16 protein-coding genes are annotated in these 13,990 nt (G+C 43.0%); 13 read left to right on the top strand and 3 right to left on the bottom strand.

Annotated elements, in window-relative coordinates; all coding sequences use genetic code 11:
* Positions 1-67 precede the first annotated feature (67 nt).
* Complete coding sequence (locus D8854_RS07565; protein ID WP_125415717.1) at positions 68-616, top strand: carboxymuconolactone decarboxylase family protein; 549 nt, start codon at positions 68-70, stop codon at positions 614-616.
* 108 nt (positions 617-724) lie between these two features.
* Complete coding sequence (locus D8854_RS07560) at positions 725-1,627, top strand: TDT family transporter (RefSeq protein ID WP_125450395.1); 903 nt, start codon at positions 725-727, stop codon at positions 1,625-1,627.
* A 19-nt stretch (positions 1,628-1,646) separates the two neighbouring features.
* On the opposite strand, the gene serS is transcribed toward D8854_RS07560, so the two are convergent.
* The 3 genes from serS to D8854_RS07545 all read right to left on the bottom strand — a co-directional run bounded on the left by serS (position 1,647) and on the right by D8854_RS07545 (position 4,873).
* The gene (serS, locus tag D8854_RS07555) at positions 1,647-2,921 is read right to left on the bottom strand and encodes a serine--tRNA ligase (protein ID WP_125450394.1); all 1,275 of its coding nucleotides are present in this window, start codon (positions 2,919-2,921) and stop codon (positions 1,647-1,649) included.
* A gap of 213 nt (positions 2,922-3,134) precedes the next feature.
* Positions 3,135-3,506, bottom strand: a complete 372-nt coding sequence (locus D8854_RS07550) for a DUF956 family protein (protein WP_125450392.1) — start codon at positions 3,504-3,506, stop codon at positions 3,135-3,137.
* Positions 3,507-3,508: 2 nt separating this feature from the next.
* Positions 3,509-4,873: an aspartate kinase gene (locus D8854_RS07545; RefSeq protein WP_125450391.1), complete on the bottom strand. Its 1,365-nt coding sequence runs from the start codon at positions 4,871-4,873 to the stop codon at positions 3,509-3,511.
* 202 nt (positions 4,874-5,075) lie between these two features.
* On the opposite strand from D8854_RS07545, the gene D8854_RS07540 reads away from it, so the two are divergent.
* The 11 genes from D8854_RS07540 to accC all read left to right on the top strand — a co-directional run bounded on the left by D8854_RS07540 (position 5,076) and on the right by accC (position 13,976).
* Positions 5,076-5,861, top strand: a complete 786-nt coding sequence (locus tag D8854_RS07540; protein ID WP_125450389.1) for an enoyl-CoA hydratase — start codon at positions 5,076-5,078, stop codon at positions 5,859-5,861.
* Between the two features lie 89 nt (positions 5,862-5,950).
* Positions 5,951-6,385, top strand: a complete 435-nt coding sequence (locus tag D8854_RS07535) for a MarR family winged helix-turn-helix transcriptional regulator (RefSeq protein ID WP_000386342.1) — start codon at positions 5,951-5,953, stop codon at positions 6,383-6,385.
* Positions 6,385-7,359, top strand: a complete 975-nt coding sequence (locus D8854_RS07530) for a beta-ketoacyl-ACP synthase III (RefSeq protein WP_093586702.1) — start codon at positions 6,385-6,387, stop codon at positions 7,357-7,359. Before D8854_RS07535 ends, D8854_RS07530 begins: the two co-directional genes overlap by 1 nt.
* A gap of 57 nt (positions 7,360-7,416) precedes the next feature.
* The gene (locus D8854_RS07525) at positions 7,417-7,641 is read left to right on the top strand and encodes an acyl carrier protein (RefSeq protein ID WP_000257840.1); all 225 of its coding nucleotides are present in this window, start codon (positions 7,417-7,419) and stop codon (positions 7,639-7,641) included.
* Between the two features lie 117 nt (positions 7,642-7,758).
* On the top strand, positions 7,759-8,733 hold the full coding sequence (gene fabK, locus D8854_RS07520; RefSeq protein ID WP_125450388.1) for an enoyl-[acyl-carrier-protein] reductase FabK: 975 nt from the start codon (positions 7,759-7,761) through the stop codon (positions 8,731-8,733).
* Positions 8,726-9,646, top strand: a complete 921-nt coding sequence (gene fabD, locus D8854_RS07515; RefSeq protein ID WP_125450386.1) for an ACP S-malonyltransferase — start codon at positions 8,726-8,728, stop codon at positions 9,644-9,646. The genes fabK and fabD overlap by 8 nt, the downstream gene beginning before the upstream one ends.
* Before the next feature lie 45 nt (positions 9,647-9,691).
* A complete protein-coding gene (gene fabG, locus D8854_RS07510; RefSeq protein WP_125450384.1) occupies positions 9,692-10,423 on the top strand; it encodes a 3-oxoacyl-[acyl-carrier-protein] reductase in 732 nt (243 codons plus the stop codon).
* Between the two features lie 28 nt (positions 10,424-10,451).
* A complete protein-coding gene (gene fabF / locus D8854_RS07505) occupies positions 10,452-11,687 on the top strand; it encodes a beta-ketoacyl-ACP synthase II (protein ID WP_125450382.1) in 1,236 nt (411 codons plus the stop codon).
* A gap of 2 nt (positions 11,688-11,689) precedes the next feature.
* Positions 11,690-12,178, top strand: coding sequence for an acetyl-CoA carboxylase biotin carboxyl carrier protein (gene accB / locus D8854_RS07500; RefSeq protein WP_049504816.1), 489 nt, complete (start codon positions 11,690-11,692; stop codon positions 12,176-12,178).
* Positions 12,175-12,597, top strand: a complete 423-nt coding sequence (gene fabZ, locus D8854_RS07495) for a 3-hydroxyacyl-ACP dehydratase FabZ (protein WP_000565515.1) — start codon at positions 12,175-12,177, stop codon at positions 12,595-12,597. The genes accB and fabZ overlap by 4 nt, the downstream gene beginning before the upstream one ends.
* Positions 12,598-12,608: 11 nt before the next feature.
* The gene (accC, locus tag D8854_RS07490) at positions 12,609-13,976 is read left to right on the top strand and encodes an acetyl-CoA carboxylase biotin carboxylase subunit (RefSeq protein ID WP_049519395.1); all 1,368 of its coding nucleotides are present in this window, start codon (positions 12,609-12,611) and stop codon (positions 13,974-13,976) included.
* Positions 13,977-13,990: the final 14 nt, after the last annotated feature.

The following is a 13,990-nucleotide window of genomic DNA, read 5'->3' as shown; positions in this document are numbered from 1 at the left end:
ATATATATTATCCAAGGGGGAAATTCTATGATAGACTAAATGACAATAAAATGAAAAGAGGTTTCTTATGACAACATTTACCATCCACACAGTAGAATCAGCACCAGCAGAAGTGAAAGAAGTTCTTGAAACAGTACAAAAAGACAACAATGGCTATATTCCCAACCTAATCGGTCTCTTGGCCAATGCTCCAACCGCCCTTGAAGCTTACCGAACTGTCGGAGCTATTAACCGCCGCAATAGCTTAACACCAGTGGAACGCGAAGTAGTGCAAATCACAGCTGCCGTAACCAATGGTTGTGCTTTCTGCGTCGCAGGTCACACAGCCTTTTCAATCAAACAAATCCAGATGAATGATGATCTTCTTCAAGCCCTCCGCAACCGCACTCCAATCGAGACAGATCCAAAACTAGATACTCTAGCTAAGTTTACCTTGGCGGTCATCAATACCAAGGGTCGTGTAGGAGATGAAGCTTTGGCTGAATTCTTAGAAGTCGGCTATACGCAACAAAATGCCTTGGACGTAGTTCTCGGTGTCAGCCTAGCCAGCCTTTGCAACTATGCCAACAACCTAGCCAATACGCCCATTAATCCAGAATTGCAACCTTATGCCTAGTTCGAATCATAAATAAAATGAAGGCTGATTTATCCAGTCTTCATTTTTCTATGCTATTTTAAAGGCTTTTATGCTATACTGATAATAATATGATTAACGGAGGTTGCCATGAAAAAACTCCCCTTGGTATTTTCTGGTTGTTTGTTAGGTTTGGCAGGTGCAGGAAACTTGATTGCGGATACTTGGCCTGTTCTTTCGCACCTATTTAGTTTGACTGGATTGGTCTTATGGATTTTCTTTCTGATTCTTCATCTTTTTAATTGGGAAGAAACCAAGAAAGAATTGACTAAGCCCCCTCTTTTATCTGGTATAGCTACCTTTCCTATGGCGGGGATGATTTTATCGACCTATGTCTTGCGACTAGTTCCGTCTATGCCTATCCTATCCCAGCCTTTGTGGTGGTTTTCTTTTATTTTGGATTTTGCTTTGATCGCTTATTTTTCTCGTCGCTTTGTTGGAGTGGAAGAAAGAGCTAGTGCAACACCAAGCTGGACGGTACTCTATGTGGGGATAGCAGTAGCAGCCTTGACCTATCCAGTCGTTGGCCTGATTCAGATTGCCTACCTAACGGTGACTTTCGGCTTTCTCGCTACTTGTTTTCTCTATCCGTTGATTTACAGTGACCTAAAGAAAAAACCATTGACTCCAGCCCTACTAGGGCAAGAAGGAATCTACTGCGCTCCTTTTTCTTTGCTCTTAGCAGCTCTGGTGCGTATCGGTGGAGTTACTCTTTCGACCTGGGCCTTGTTACTGCTGCTGCTTGTCTCTCAGTCGTTTTTCATCTTCGTTTTGACTCGCTTGCCCAATATTTTAAAACAAGGTTTTCAACCAGCATTCTCAGCCTTAACCTTCCCAACCATCATCACAGCTACATCGCTTAAAATGGCTCAGGGAATTTTGAAACTTCCTTTTCTGGATTATCTGGTGTTTGCTGAAACTGTTATATGCCTCACTATTTTACTCTTTGTCTTGAGTGGTTATCTAATTTGGTTACGAAAAAGGTCTAGCTAGAAATAGCTAAACCTTATTTTTATGGTTTGATAAGTTCAGCTCCACCCATATATGGACGAAGTGCTTCTGGAATGGTTACAGAACCATCTTCATTTTGGTAGTTTTCAAGAATAGCAGCCACTGTACGTCCAACTGCAAGTCCAGAACCATTCAAGGTGTGAAGAAGTTTCACCTTGCCATCTGCTTCATCGCGGTAACGGATTTGGGCACGACGGGCTTGGAAATCTTCTGTATTTGAACAGCTTGAGATTTCACGATAGGTATTTTGGGCTGGAATCCAAACTTCCAAGTCGTAAGTCTTAGCAGCTGAGAAGCCCATATCTCCAGTAGAGAGCGCGACCACACGGTATGGAAGGTTGAGTTTTTGGAGAATATTTTCAGCGTTGGCTGTCATTTTTTCTAATTCTTCATAAGATTCTTCTGGTTTGGCAAATTTAACCATTTCAACCTTGTGGAATTGGTGCAGACGAATCAAGCCACGTGTATCACGGCCAGCTGAACCTGCTTCAGAACGGAATGATGGGCTCATGGCAGTAAAGTAGATTGGTAGGTCTTTACCGTCAAGGATTTCATCACGGTAGTAGTTGGTCAGAGGCACTTCAGCAGTAGGAATGAGGACATAATTAGTGTCTTTCAATTCAAAAGTGTCTTCCTTGAATTTTGGATATTGACCAGTACCAAACATTGAGTCATGGTTAACCATGTAAGGTGTGATAACTTCCGTATAGCCCTCTTTACCATGCTCATCCAACATGAAGTTGTAGATAGCACGTTCCAAACGAGCCCCAAGTCCTTTATAGAAGAGGAAACGAGCCCCCGTCACTTTTCCACCACGTTCCCAGTCAAGGATACCAAGGTCTTCACCCAGATCCCAGTGAGCTTTTGGTTCGAAGTCAAACTCGCGTGGAGTACCCCAACGACGGACTTCAACGTTGTCATCCTCATCAGCTCCAACAGGAACGCTGTCAGCTGGGATGTTTGGAAGAGTAGTGGTAAATTCTGTCAATTTAGCATCGATTTCTGCCAATTCAGCATCGAGAGATTTTACTTCAGCAGAGAGAGCTTGCATAGCAGCAATCTTGTCATCAGCATTTTCCTTATTGCGCTTGGCTTGAGCAATCTCTGCAGAAACTGTGTTACGTTCTGCCTTGAGGTTTTCGACCTTGACCAAGATATCACGACGTTTAGCGTCGATTTCTTTCATTTCGTTAAGGATAGTAGCATCTACACCACGTGTAGCCAATTTTTCAGCGACAGCATCAAAGTCTGTACGAATACGTTTGATATCTAACATAAGAACTCCTTTATGAAAAAAGCACACCTAACAAAGCGTTGGAGTGGCAGGGCCACGGTTCCATCCAACTTCACAGGTGTGCACTTGATTCTGTATTTGATTGTTGATAACGGTAGAATTTCACTTATCTCCTCTATCTGCTCGCAGCATCCGCAGACTTTCTGAAAGAAGAGGATAACTTACTTATCCGTTGCTATGATTATACTAAAGTTTCTACTTTTTTGCAAATAGATTTTTAAATTTTTGTCCAATGGTCTGGAGCAGAGTCGGAAGTTTCACGACCTTGTCGTTTCCTAATTTTTCCCGAGCGATTTTGAGGATAGCCCCAGAGTCTTTTGAGGCAAAGAGGAATTTACCTTGATCGGTGAAGACTTCAAAGTGACGGCTGATTTTACGGCCATTTACGTTGGCTCCGATTTGATTGATGCTAGACCAGGGGATTTGGATATATTGTTCAACATTGACATCGGGATAAAACTCCAAGGCCTGATCCCCGACTAGAAATTTTCCAACTTTTCCAGAGATAGAGAGGTAAGATGTCCCAGTAGTTTGCAGGTCAATGACTTTATTGAGAGATTGGGCCATGATTAGTCTTCCTTACTTTCATCGAAAAAGGCATGGTAGAGAGCCTTGATAGCTGCTTTTTCTTGATCTTTATTGACAACAAACATGATGGAAACTTCACTTGAACCTTGGGACATCATCTGGATGTTGATTTTATTCTCAGACAAAGCACGTGTTGCAGTAGCAGTTACCCCGATATGACTCTTCATCTTTTCTCCGACAATCATAATGATTGAAAGGTCGTGTTCGATTTCAGCATGGTCCACTTCGGCTTTTTGAACTAACTGACGCAGAATTTCTTCCTCCTTGATAGGAGTCAATTCACGGGAACGAAGGATGATTGAAAGATCGTCAATACCTGTAGGCATATGTTCCCAACCAATGTTAAGATCTTCAAGGATCTGAAGAATCTTACGACCGAATCCAACCTCGCGGTTCATAAGGTATTTTGACATGTTGATGCTGACGAATCCAGAATCACCAGCGATTCCAACGACTGGGAATTTATCACTGCTATGCTTTAGAACGATACGAGTACCCGGATGGTCAGGGTTATTGGTGTTTTTGATAACGAGAGGGATTTTTCCTCGGTAGGCAGGGAGCAGGGCTTCGTCATGAAGAACTGAGAAACCTGCATAAGCCAATTCCCGCATTTCACGGTAGGTCAATTCAGGGATAGAATGAGGCTGGTGAATGATACCTGGATGGGCAGCAAAGATACCATCGACATCTGTAAAGTTTTCGTAGAGGTCGGCTTTGACACCGGCAGCGATGATGGAACCAGTTATGTCGGATCCACCACGGGAGAAGGTACAGATTTGATTTTCCTTAGTGACCCCAAAGAAACCAGGAATAACAAGGACTTCGTTGCTGTCAGCCAAGCCTTCAATCTTGTCATAGCTAGATGGAATGATGCGAGCATTTCCAGGTTCGCTTGTTACGATAATTCCCGCTTCTCTAGGGTGAACATAGCGCGCATCGATGCCGTTTTGGTTAAAGTAAGCTGCGATAAGTTTGGCATTGTTGTTTTCTCCAGCTGCTAGGAAGGTGTCATAGAGAAAGTCATTTTCCTCAATAGGAAGAGTCGCTAAGGCACGGATGCTTTTAGAAATTTTTTCTAGAACTGATGGTTTTAAGCCTAGTTCGCTCACCATAGCCGCATAGCGATCGATGATCCAGTTTTGACTCTTGCTGATATCATTTCCTGCTACATAATCACGATAGTATTTGATCAAGGCATCTGTAACCTTGGTATCATCAGCATTGCGTTTGCCGGGTGCAGAAACGACTACAAAACGGCGTTCTTTATCACTTTTAACGATGTTTAAAACTTTTTCTAACTGACTAGCAGAGGCAAGCGAGCTTCCGCCAAATTTAACAACCTTCATAAGGACTCCTCAAGTAAGTATTTTATACGATTATAGCAGAAAGAGGGGCATTTTTCAATGAAGAAAATACTAAGGTCTTTAGGATAAAGTGAGCGTTTTGATCAGCCGAGACACTTTCGATTGGTTTTCTCTTGCCTCTTTATCTAAAAAAAGGTATACTTTGAAAATGAAATAATTTTATCACCTTATAAAAGGAGAAGCTATGAATCATATCCTATATCAGATCCTAGATGATCTTGCTATCATTACTTTGAATCGTCCCGAAGTGGCAAATGGTTTCCATATCCCAATGTGTGAGGAGATTTTAGAAGCTTTAACCTTAGCAGAACAGGATCAAGCTGTTCAGTTTATCTTGATTAACGCTAATGGGAAGGTCTTTTCAGTTGGGGGAGATTTGGTTGAGATGAAGCGTGCAGTGGATGAGGATGACATTCCTTCTTTGAATAAGATTGCAGAATTAGTCAATACAATCTCCTATAAAATTAAGCAGATCCCTAAACCTGTTTTGATGGAGGTAGATGGAGCAGTTGCTGGTGCTGCAGCCAATATGGCAGTGGCAGTCGATTTTTGTTTGGCGACTGATAAGGCAAAATTCATCCAAGCCTTTGTTGGAGTGGGATTAGCGCCGGACGCTGGTGGGATTCATCTCTTGAGTCGTAGTATCGGGGTAACACGAGCTGTGCAACTTGCCATGACAGGAGAAGCTTTGACTGCGGAAAAAGCACTGGAATGGGGCGTGGTATACCGTGTCTGCGAAGCTGATAAATTAGAAAAAACTAGAGAACAAGTTCTGAAGAAATTAAGACGAGGCTCAGCAAACTCATACGCAGCCATTAAAAAGTTGGTTTGGGAAAGCCAATTTAAGGATTGGCAGAATTATGCTGAATTGGAATTGAAACTGCAAGAATCGTTATCTTTAACTGAAGATTTTAAAGAAGGGGTTCGAGCACATTCTGAAAGAAGACGACCAAAATTTTCAGGAAAATAAAAAAATACTTGCGCAATTCTTTGAAGTTTGATATACTTTTTGTGTCAAATGTTTTGAATACAGAAGTTTTTTGAGAAGGAGGGAATGCTTTGGACTACCAACAAGTGAATGAGTATTTAACATCTATTTTTAATAATGTCCTTGTGATTGAGGAGGTTAGCTTACGAGGTAGTCGTTTCAAAGACATCTCCATCAAAGAAATGCACACGATTGATGTGATTGGCAAGTTCCCAGAGGCGACACCAAGTAAGGTTTCTAAAGAACTGATGGTCACTCTTGGAACTGTTACGACCAGCTTGAATAATCTTGAAAGAAAAGGTTATGTTGAACGCATTCGTTCTGATCAGGATCGTCGTGTGGTCTACTTGCATTTGACAAAGAAAGGTCGTTTGGTTCACCGCCTTCATAAACGTTTCCACAAGGCTATGGTCGAAAAAATTATCGATGGTATGAGCTCTGAAGAGATAGAAGTGATGGGGAGGGGTTTGACTAACCTTTATCAATTTTTGGAGGATTTGAAATAATGGCTTTTGCAAAAATAAGCCAGGTTGCTCATTATGTTCCAGAGCAAGTGGTCACTAATCAAGACTTGGCTCAAATCATGGATACAAGCGATGAGTGGATTTCAAGTCGGACAGGAATTAAACAGAGACATATCTCAAAAACAGAGTCAACGAGTGATTTGGCGACAGAAGTTGCCAAGAGTTTGCTGGCTAAGGCGAGCATAAAAGCGGATCAGATTGATTTTATCATTGTAGCGACGATTACCCCAGACTCGATGATGCCTTCTACGGCAGCTCGGGTTCAGGCAAATATCGGAGCGCATAGAGCTTTTGCCTTTGATTTGACAGCAGCTTGCAGTGGCTTTGTATTTGCTCTCTCAACTGCTGAAAAGTTTTTAAGCTCTGGACAGTTCAAGAAAGGGATTGTTATCGGAGCTGAGACCTTATCTAAGGCGGTTGATTGGTCTGATCGTTCGACAGCTGTTCTCTTTGGAGATGGTGCAGGCGGGGTTCTCTTGGAAGCGAGCGAAACACGTCACTTCCTTGTGGAAAGTCTCTATACGGATGGCTCTCGGAGCGAGTGTTTGACCTGTGCCCAAACGGCTCTGACTTCGCCCTTCTCAGATCAAGAGGCAGTTCCTGCTTTTTTGAAGATGGATGGACGAGCAGTTTTTGATTTTGCAAATCGAGATGTTGCTAGATCAATCAAAGAGACTATTGAAAATAGTCCAATCGCAGCATCGGAATTGGATTATCTCTTGCTTCATCAGGCAAATATCCGCATTTTGGATAAGATGGCTAAGAAGATTGGTGTAGACCGAGACAAACTTCCTGCCAATATGATGGAGTATGGAAATACCAGTGCAGCAAGTATCCCGATTTTGCTCTCAGAGTGTGTGGAGAATGGCAAGATTCGTTTAGATGGTAGCCAGACGATTCTCCTATCAGGCTTCGGTGGAGGCTTGACATGGGGCACACTCATTCTTACAATCTAGGTAATCATGTGGTAAACACATAGTTATAAATTTTTTATATTTTAAAGGAGTCCTATCATGGCAGTATTTGAAAAAGTACAAGAAATTATCGTTGAAGAACTTGGGAAAGACGCATCAGAAGTAACACTTGAATCTACTTTTGATGATTTGGATGCAGATTCATTGGACTTGTTCCAAGTAATCTCTGAAATCGAAGATGCTTTCGATATCCAAATCGAAGCAGAAGATAACTTGAAAACAGTTGGTGACTTGGTTGCCTACGTTGAAGAGCAAACAAAATAATTAACATATTACTAGAAGGAGTAGGGGAAACCCGCTCCCTCTTGTTTAGGTAATAGTTTGAGACTCAAATGATAAACTCATCGAACTATTACGTAAGCAAGGAATGATGGAGGCACTATGAAAACACGTATTACAGAATTATTGAACATTGATTATCCTATTTTTCAAGGAGGAATGGCCTGGGTTGCGGATGGTGACTTGGCTGGTGCAGTATCAAAAGCTGGTGGTCTAGGGATCATCGGTGGTGGGAATGCACCTAAAGAGGTCGTAAAGGCTAATATCGATAAAATCAAATCACTTACGGACAAACCTTTTGGTGTCAACATCATGCTCTTGTCCCCTTTTGTAGAAGACATCGTTGATCTCGTGATTGAAGAAGGGGTCAAGGTGGTTACAACTGGTGCGGGCAATCCAAGCAAGTACATGGCTCGTTTCCATGAAGCAGGTATTACAGTGATTCCTGTTGTACCAAGTGTGGCTTTGGCTAAACGGATGGAAAAAATCGGAGCAGATGCTGTCATTGCTGAAGGAATGGAAGCTGGTGGACATATTGGTAAATTAACAACTATGACCTTGGTACGCCAAGTTGCTGCAGCTGTTTCGATTCCAGTTATCGCAGCTGGAGGAATTGCGGACGGTGAGGGTGTCGCTGCAGGCTTTATGCTTGGTGCTGAGGCCGTTCAAGTCGGTACGCGTTTCGTAGTAGCTAAGGAATCTAATGCCCATCCAAAATACAAGGAAAAAATCTTAAAAGCGCATGATATCGATACGACTATTTCAGCTCAACACTTTGGTCATGCTGTTCGTGCCATTAAAAACCAGTTGACACGTGACTTTGAGCAGGCTGAAAAGGATGCCTTTAAACAAGAAAATCCAGATTTAGAAATCTTTGAACAAATGGGAGCTGGTGCTCTTGCTAAAGCCGTTGTTCATGGAGATGTAGAAGGTGGATCTGTCATGGCAGGTCAGATCGCTGGTTTGGTTTCTAAAGAGGAAACTGTCGAAGAAATCCTAAAAGATCTATACTATGGCGCAGCCAAGAAAATTCAAGAAGAAGCCTCTCGTTGGGCAGGAGTTGTAAGAAATGACTAAAACAGCCTTTCTATTTGCGGGTCAAGGTGCTCAGTATCTAGGGATGGGGCGTGATCTCTATGATCACTATCCCATCGTCAAGGACACCATTGACCAAGCCAGTCAGGTTTTGGGGTATGACCTTCGTGACTTGATTGATAAGGAAGAAACCAAGTTAAACCAGACTCGCTATACGCAACCAGCTATTTTAGCGACTTCGGTTTCTATTTACCGACTATTGAAAGAAAAGGGTTATCAGCCGGATATGGTAGCAGGATTGTCTCTTGGGGAATATTCTGCTCTTGTAGCAAGTAGTGCCTTGGACTTCGAAGAGGCAGTTGCCTTGGTTGCTAAGCGTGGTGCTTATATGGAAGAGGCTGCACCTGCAGGATCTGGAAAGATGGTAGCCGTTCTTAATACTCCAGTTGAAGTGATTGAGGAAGCTTGTGAAACAGCCTCTAAAGTTGGAGTAGTGACTCCAGCTAACTACAACACCCCAAGCCAAATCGTTATCGGTGGTGAGGTGGCTGCGGTTGACCGCGCAGTTGAACTCTTGCAGGAAGCAGGAGCAAAACGATTGATTCCTTTAAATGTATCTGGTCCTTTCCATACAGCTCTTCTTAAGCCAGCCAGTCAGCAACTAGCTGGAGCTCTTGAAGGAGTGAGTTTCTCTGATTTTACTTGCCCACTAGTCGGCAATACGGAAGCTGCTGTTATGGAAAAAGATCGAATCCAAGAGCTTTTGACGCGTCAGGTCAAAGAACCTGTTCGTTTTTATGAAAGTATTGCTGTGATGCAGGATGCTGGGGTAACCAACTTTATTGAAATTGGTCCGGGGAAGGTCCTATCAGGCTTTGTCAAAAAAATCGATAAAACAGCTCAGCTAGCTAACGTTGAAGACCAAACAAGCTTGGATGCTTTGTTAGGAAACTAATGATCCATTCTCCCACAAAATACAACAGGAAACAGGAGAAATAGAATGCAACTTACAAACAAAAATGTCTTTGTAACAGGTTCAAGTCGTGGTATCGGACTTGCCATTGCTCACAAATTTGCCCAACTAGGCGCTAATGTAGTTTTGAATAGTCGAGGAGCAATCTCAGAAGAATTGCTGGCTGAGTTTTCAAACTACGGCGTCAAAGTAGTATCGATTTCAGGTGATGTTTCAGACTTTGCAGATGCCAAGCGTATGGTAGATCAAGCGGTTACAGAACTCGGTTCTGTTGATGTCTTGGTCAACAATGCTGGGATTACTCAGGATACTCTCATGCTTAAGATGACCGAGGAAGACTTTGAAAAAGTGATTAAGATCAACTTGACAGGTGCCTTTAACATGACGCAAGTAGTCTTGAAACAGATGATCAAGGCACGTGAAGGTGCGATCATCAACATGTCCAGTGTGGTCGGTTTGATGGGAAATATCGGACAAGCCAACTATGCAGCTTCTAAAGCAGGTTTGATTGGGTTTACCAAGTCAGTAGCACGTGAAGTTGCCAATCGTAATGTGCGCGTAAATGCTCTTGCACCAGGAATGATCGAGTCAGATATGACAGCTGTTTTGTCTGATAAGGTCAAGGAAGCGACATTGGCCCAAATCCCAATGAAACAGTTTGGTCAAGCAGAACATATCGCAGATGCTACAGTGTTCCTGGCTGGACAGGATTATTTAACTGGACAAGTTCTCGCTGTTGATGGCGGACTTAGCATGTAAAAAATAAGGAAAGATATAGGTAAGACAGATGAAACTAAATCGAGTTGTAGTAACAGGTTACGGATTGACCTCTCCGATTGGAAATACTCCAGAAGAATTTTGGAATAGTTTGCAAACTGGAAAAATTGGAATTGGAGAAATCACTAAATTTGACCACAGCGAATTTGCTGTGCACAATGCAGCAGAAGTCCAAGATTTCCCATTTGATAAATACTTTGTCAAAAAAGATACCAACCGTTTTGACAACTATTCTTTGTATGCCTTGTATGCGGCTCAAGAAGCGGTGACAAATGCAAATCTTGATGTAGAAGCAATCGATAAAGATCGCTTTGGTGTCATCGTTGCTTCTGGTATTGGGGGAATTAAAGAAATCGAAGATCAGGTTATCCGTCTTCATGAAAAAGGTCCAAAACGCGTTAAACCAATGACACTTCCAAAAGCCTTGCCAAATATGGCTTCAGGAAATGTTGCTATGCGTTTCGGAGCAAACGGTATCTGTAAATCAATCAATACAGCCTGTGCCTCATCAAACGATGCCATTGGGGATGCCTTCCGTTCTATCAAGTTTGGTTTCCAAGATGTCATGTTAGTTGGTGGATCAGAATCATCTATCACTCCTTTTGCTATCGCTGGTTTCCAAGCTTTGACCGCCCTATCAACTACAGAGGATCCAACTCGTGCTTCTATTCCATTTGACAAAGACCGTAATGGTTTTGTCATGGGAGAAGGTTCAGGGATGTTGGTTCTTGAAAGCCTTGAACATGCTGAAAAACGTGGTGGAACTATATTGGCTGAAGTAGTTGGCTACGGTAATACCTGTGATGCTTACCATATGACTTCACCTCATCCAGAAGGTCAAGGTGCGATTAAGGCTATGAAGTTGGCTTTGGAAGAAGCAGAAATTTCTCCAGAGCAAGTGGCTTACGTCAACGCCCACGGAACTTCAACTCCTGCTAATGAAAAAGGAGAAAGTGGCGCAATCGTAGCTGTCCTTGGTAAAGAAGTACCTGTATCTTCAACCAAGTCCTTTACAGGACACTTGCTTGGTGCTGCAGGGGCAGTGGAAGCCATCGCTACCATCGAAGCCATGCGTCATAACTATGTACCAATGACAGCTGGGACAAGCGAGTTATCAGACTATATCGAGGCGAATGTCGTTTATGGACAAGGCTTGGAGCAGGAAATCCCTTATGCTATTTCAAACACTTTTGGTTTTGGTGGACACAATGCGGTTCTTGCTTTCAAACGTTGGGAGAATAAATAATTATGAATTTAAATGAGATCAAGGACTTGATGGCTCAATTTGACCAATCAAGTTTGAGAGAATTTTCTTATAAAAACGGAACGGACGAATTGCAGTTCAGTAAGAATGAAGCAAGGATGGCTTCTGAAGCACCAGCTCAAGTTGTTCCAGCGCCAGCTGCAGTAGCTGCAAGTCCAGTAGTTTCGGCCCCTTCAACTCCAGTAGAGAGTGCAGTGGAAGAAGCTCCAGCACCAGCTGAAACGACGGTTGCTCCAGAGGGTGATGTCGTTGAAAGTCCACTTGTAGGGGTGGCTTACTTGGCTGCTGGACCAGATAAACCTGCCTTTGTCACAGTCGGAGATAGTGTTAAAAAAGGTCAGACTTTGGTGATCATCGAAGCCATGAAAGTCATGAATGAAATCCCTGCACCTAAAGATGGTGTGGTGACAGAAATTCTCGTTTCAAATGAAGAAATGGTTGAGTTCGGTAAAGGATTGGTACGTATCAAATGATCGATATTCAAGGAATCAAAGAAGCTCTACCCCATCGCTACCCCATGCTCCTAGTGGATCGTGTCTTGGAAGTGAGCGAAGATACCATTGTTGCCATTAAAAATGTGACCATCAACGAACCTTTCTTCAATGGTCATTTTCCTCAATACCCAGTCATGCCAGGTGTTCTTATCATGGAGGCCTTGGCTCAGACTGCTGGTGTCTTGGAATTGTCCAAACCTGAAAATAAAGGGAAACTAGTCTTCTATGCTGGCATGGATAAGGTTAAGTTCAAGAAGCAAGTTGTACCAGGTGACCAATTAGTCATGACGGCTACTTTTGTTAAACGTCGTGGTACGATTGCTGTGGTTGAAGCAAAGGCTGAAGTAGATGGTAAGCTTGCAGCGAGTGGTACTCTTACCTTTGCAATTGGAAACTAAGGAGGATCTCCATGTTTCGTAAAATTTTGATTGCCAACCGTGGTGAGATTGCGGTTCGCATTATTCGAGCTGCGCGTGAATTGGGCATTGCGACCGTGGCAGTTTATTCAACTGCTGATAAGGAAGCCCTTCACACACTCCTAGCGGATGAAGCTATCTGTATCGGACCTGGTAAGGCGACAGAATCTTATCTCAATATCAATGCAATTTTGTCTGCTGCGGTCTTGACAGAAGCAGAAGCCATCCATCCAGGTTTTGGATTTCTTAGCGAAAACTCCAAATTTGCCACGATGTGTGATGAAGTAGGGATTAAGTTCATCGGCCCTTCTGGTGCTGTGATGGATACCATGGGAGATAAGATCAATGCGCGTGAGCAAATGATCAAGGCTGGGGTTCCAGTTATCCCAGGATCTGATGGTGAAGTTCACACGGCTGAAGAGGCGCTTGCAGTTGCAGAAAAAATTGGCTATCCAGTCATGCTTAAGGCATCGGCAGGTGGTGGTGGAAAAGGGATTCGTAAGGTTGAAAAGGCAGAAGACTTGGTCGCAGCCTTTGAGACAGCATCCAGTGAAGCTAAGGCCAATTTTGGAAATGGCGCTATGTATCTTGAGCGTGTGATTTATCCAGCTCGTCATATCGAAGTTCAGATTCTTGCAGATCAAGAGGGTCATGTTGTCCATCTTGGTGAACGGGATTGTTCACTCCAACGGAATAACCAAAAGGTCTTAGAAGAAAGCCCATCCATTGCGATTGGCAAAACCCTTCGTCATGAAATTGGTGCTGCAGCCGTTCGTGCAGCAGAGTCTGTAGGCTATGAAAATGCAGGGACTATTGAATTTCTTCTCGATGAAGCCAGTGGCAATTTCTACTTCATGGAAATGAATACTCGTGTGCAAGTTGAACACCCAGTCACAGAGTTTGTTTCAGGTGTTGATATCGTGAAGGAGCAGATTCGCATTGCTGCCGGGCAACCTTTACCTTTCAAACAAGAAGATATTGTCCTACGAGGTCACGCTATCGAATGCCGGATCAATGCGGAAAATCCAGCATTTAACTTTGCTCCAAGCCCAGGTAAAATTACCAACCTCTACCTTCCAAGTGGAGGAGTTGGATTGCGTGTAGACTCTGCAGTCTATCCAGGTTATACCATTCCTCCTTACTATGATAGTATGATTGCTAAAATCATTGTTCATGGGGAGAATCGTTTTGATGCCTTAATGAAGATGCAACGGGCACTTTATGAACTTGATATTGAAGGAGTGCAAACCAATGCAGACTTCCAGTTGGATCTGATTTCAGACCACCGAGTTATCGCTGGTGACTACGATACTTCCTTCTTGATGGAAACTTTCTTGCCAAAATACCAAGAAAAAGAATAGACTTTCAAATAGTA

The sequence above is a fragment of the Streptococcus mitis genome (assembly GCF_003943905.1).
Taxonomy (GTDB): domain Bacteria; phylum Bacillota; class Bacilli; order Lactobacillales; family Streptococcaceae; genus Streptococcus; species Streptococcus mitis_BC.
The sequence above is the reverse complement of the archived record's forward strand: the minus strand, read 5'-3'. Positions and strand labels throughout refer to the sequence as shown.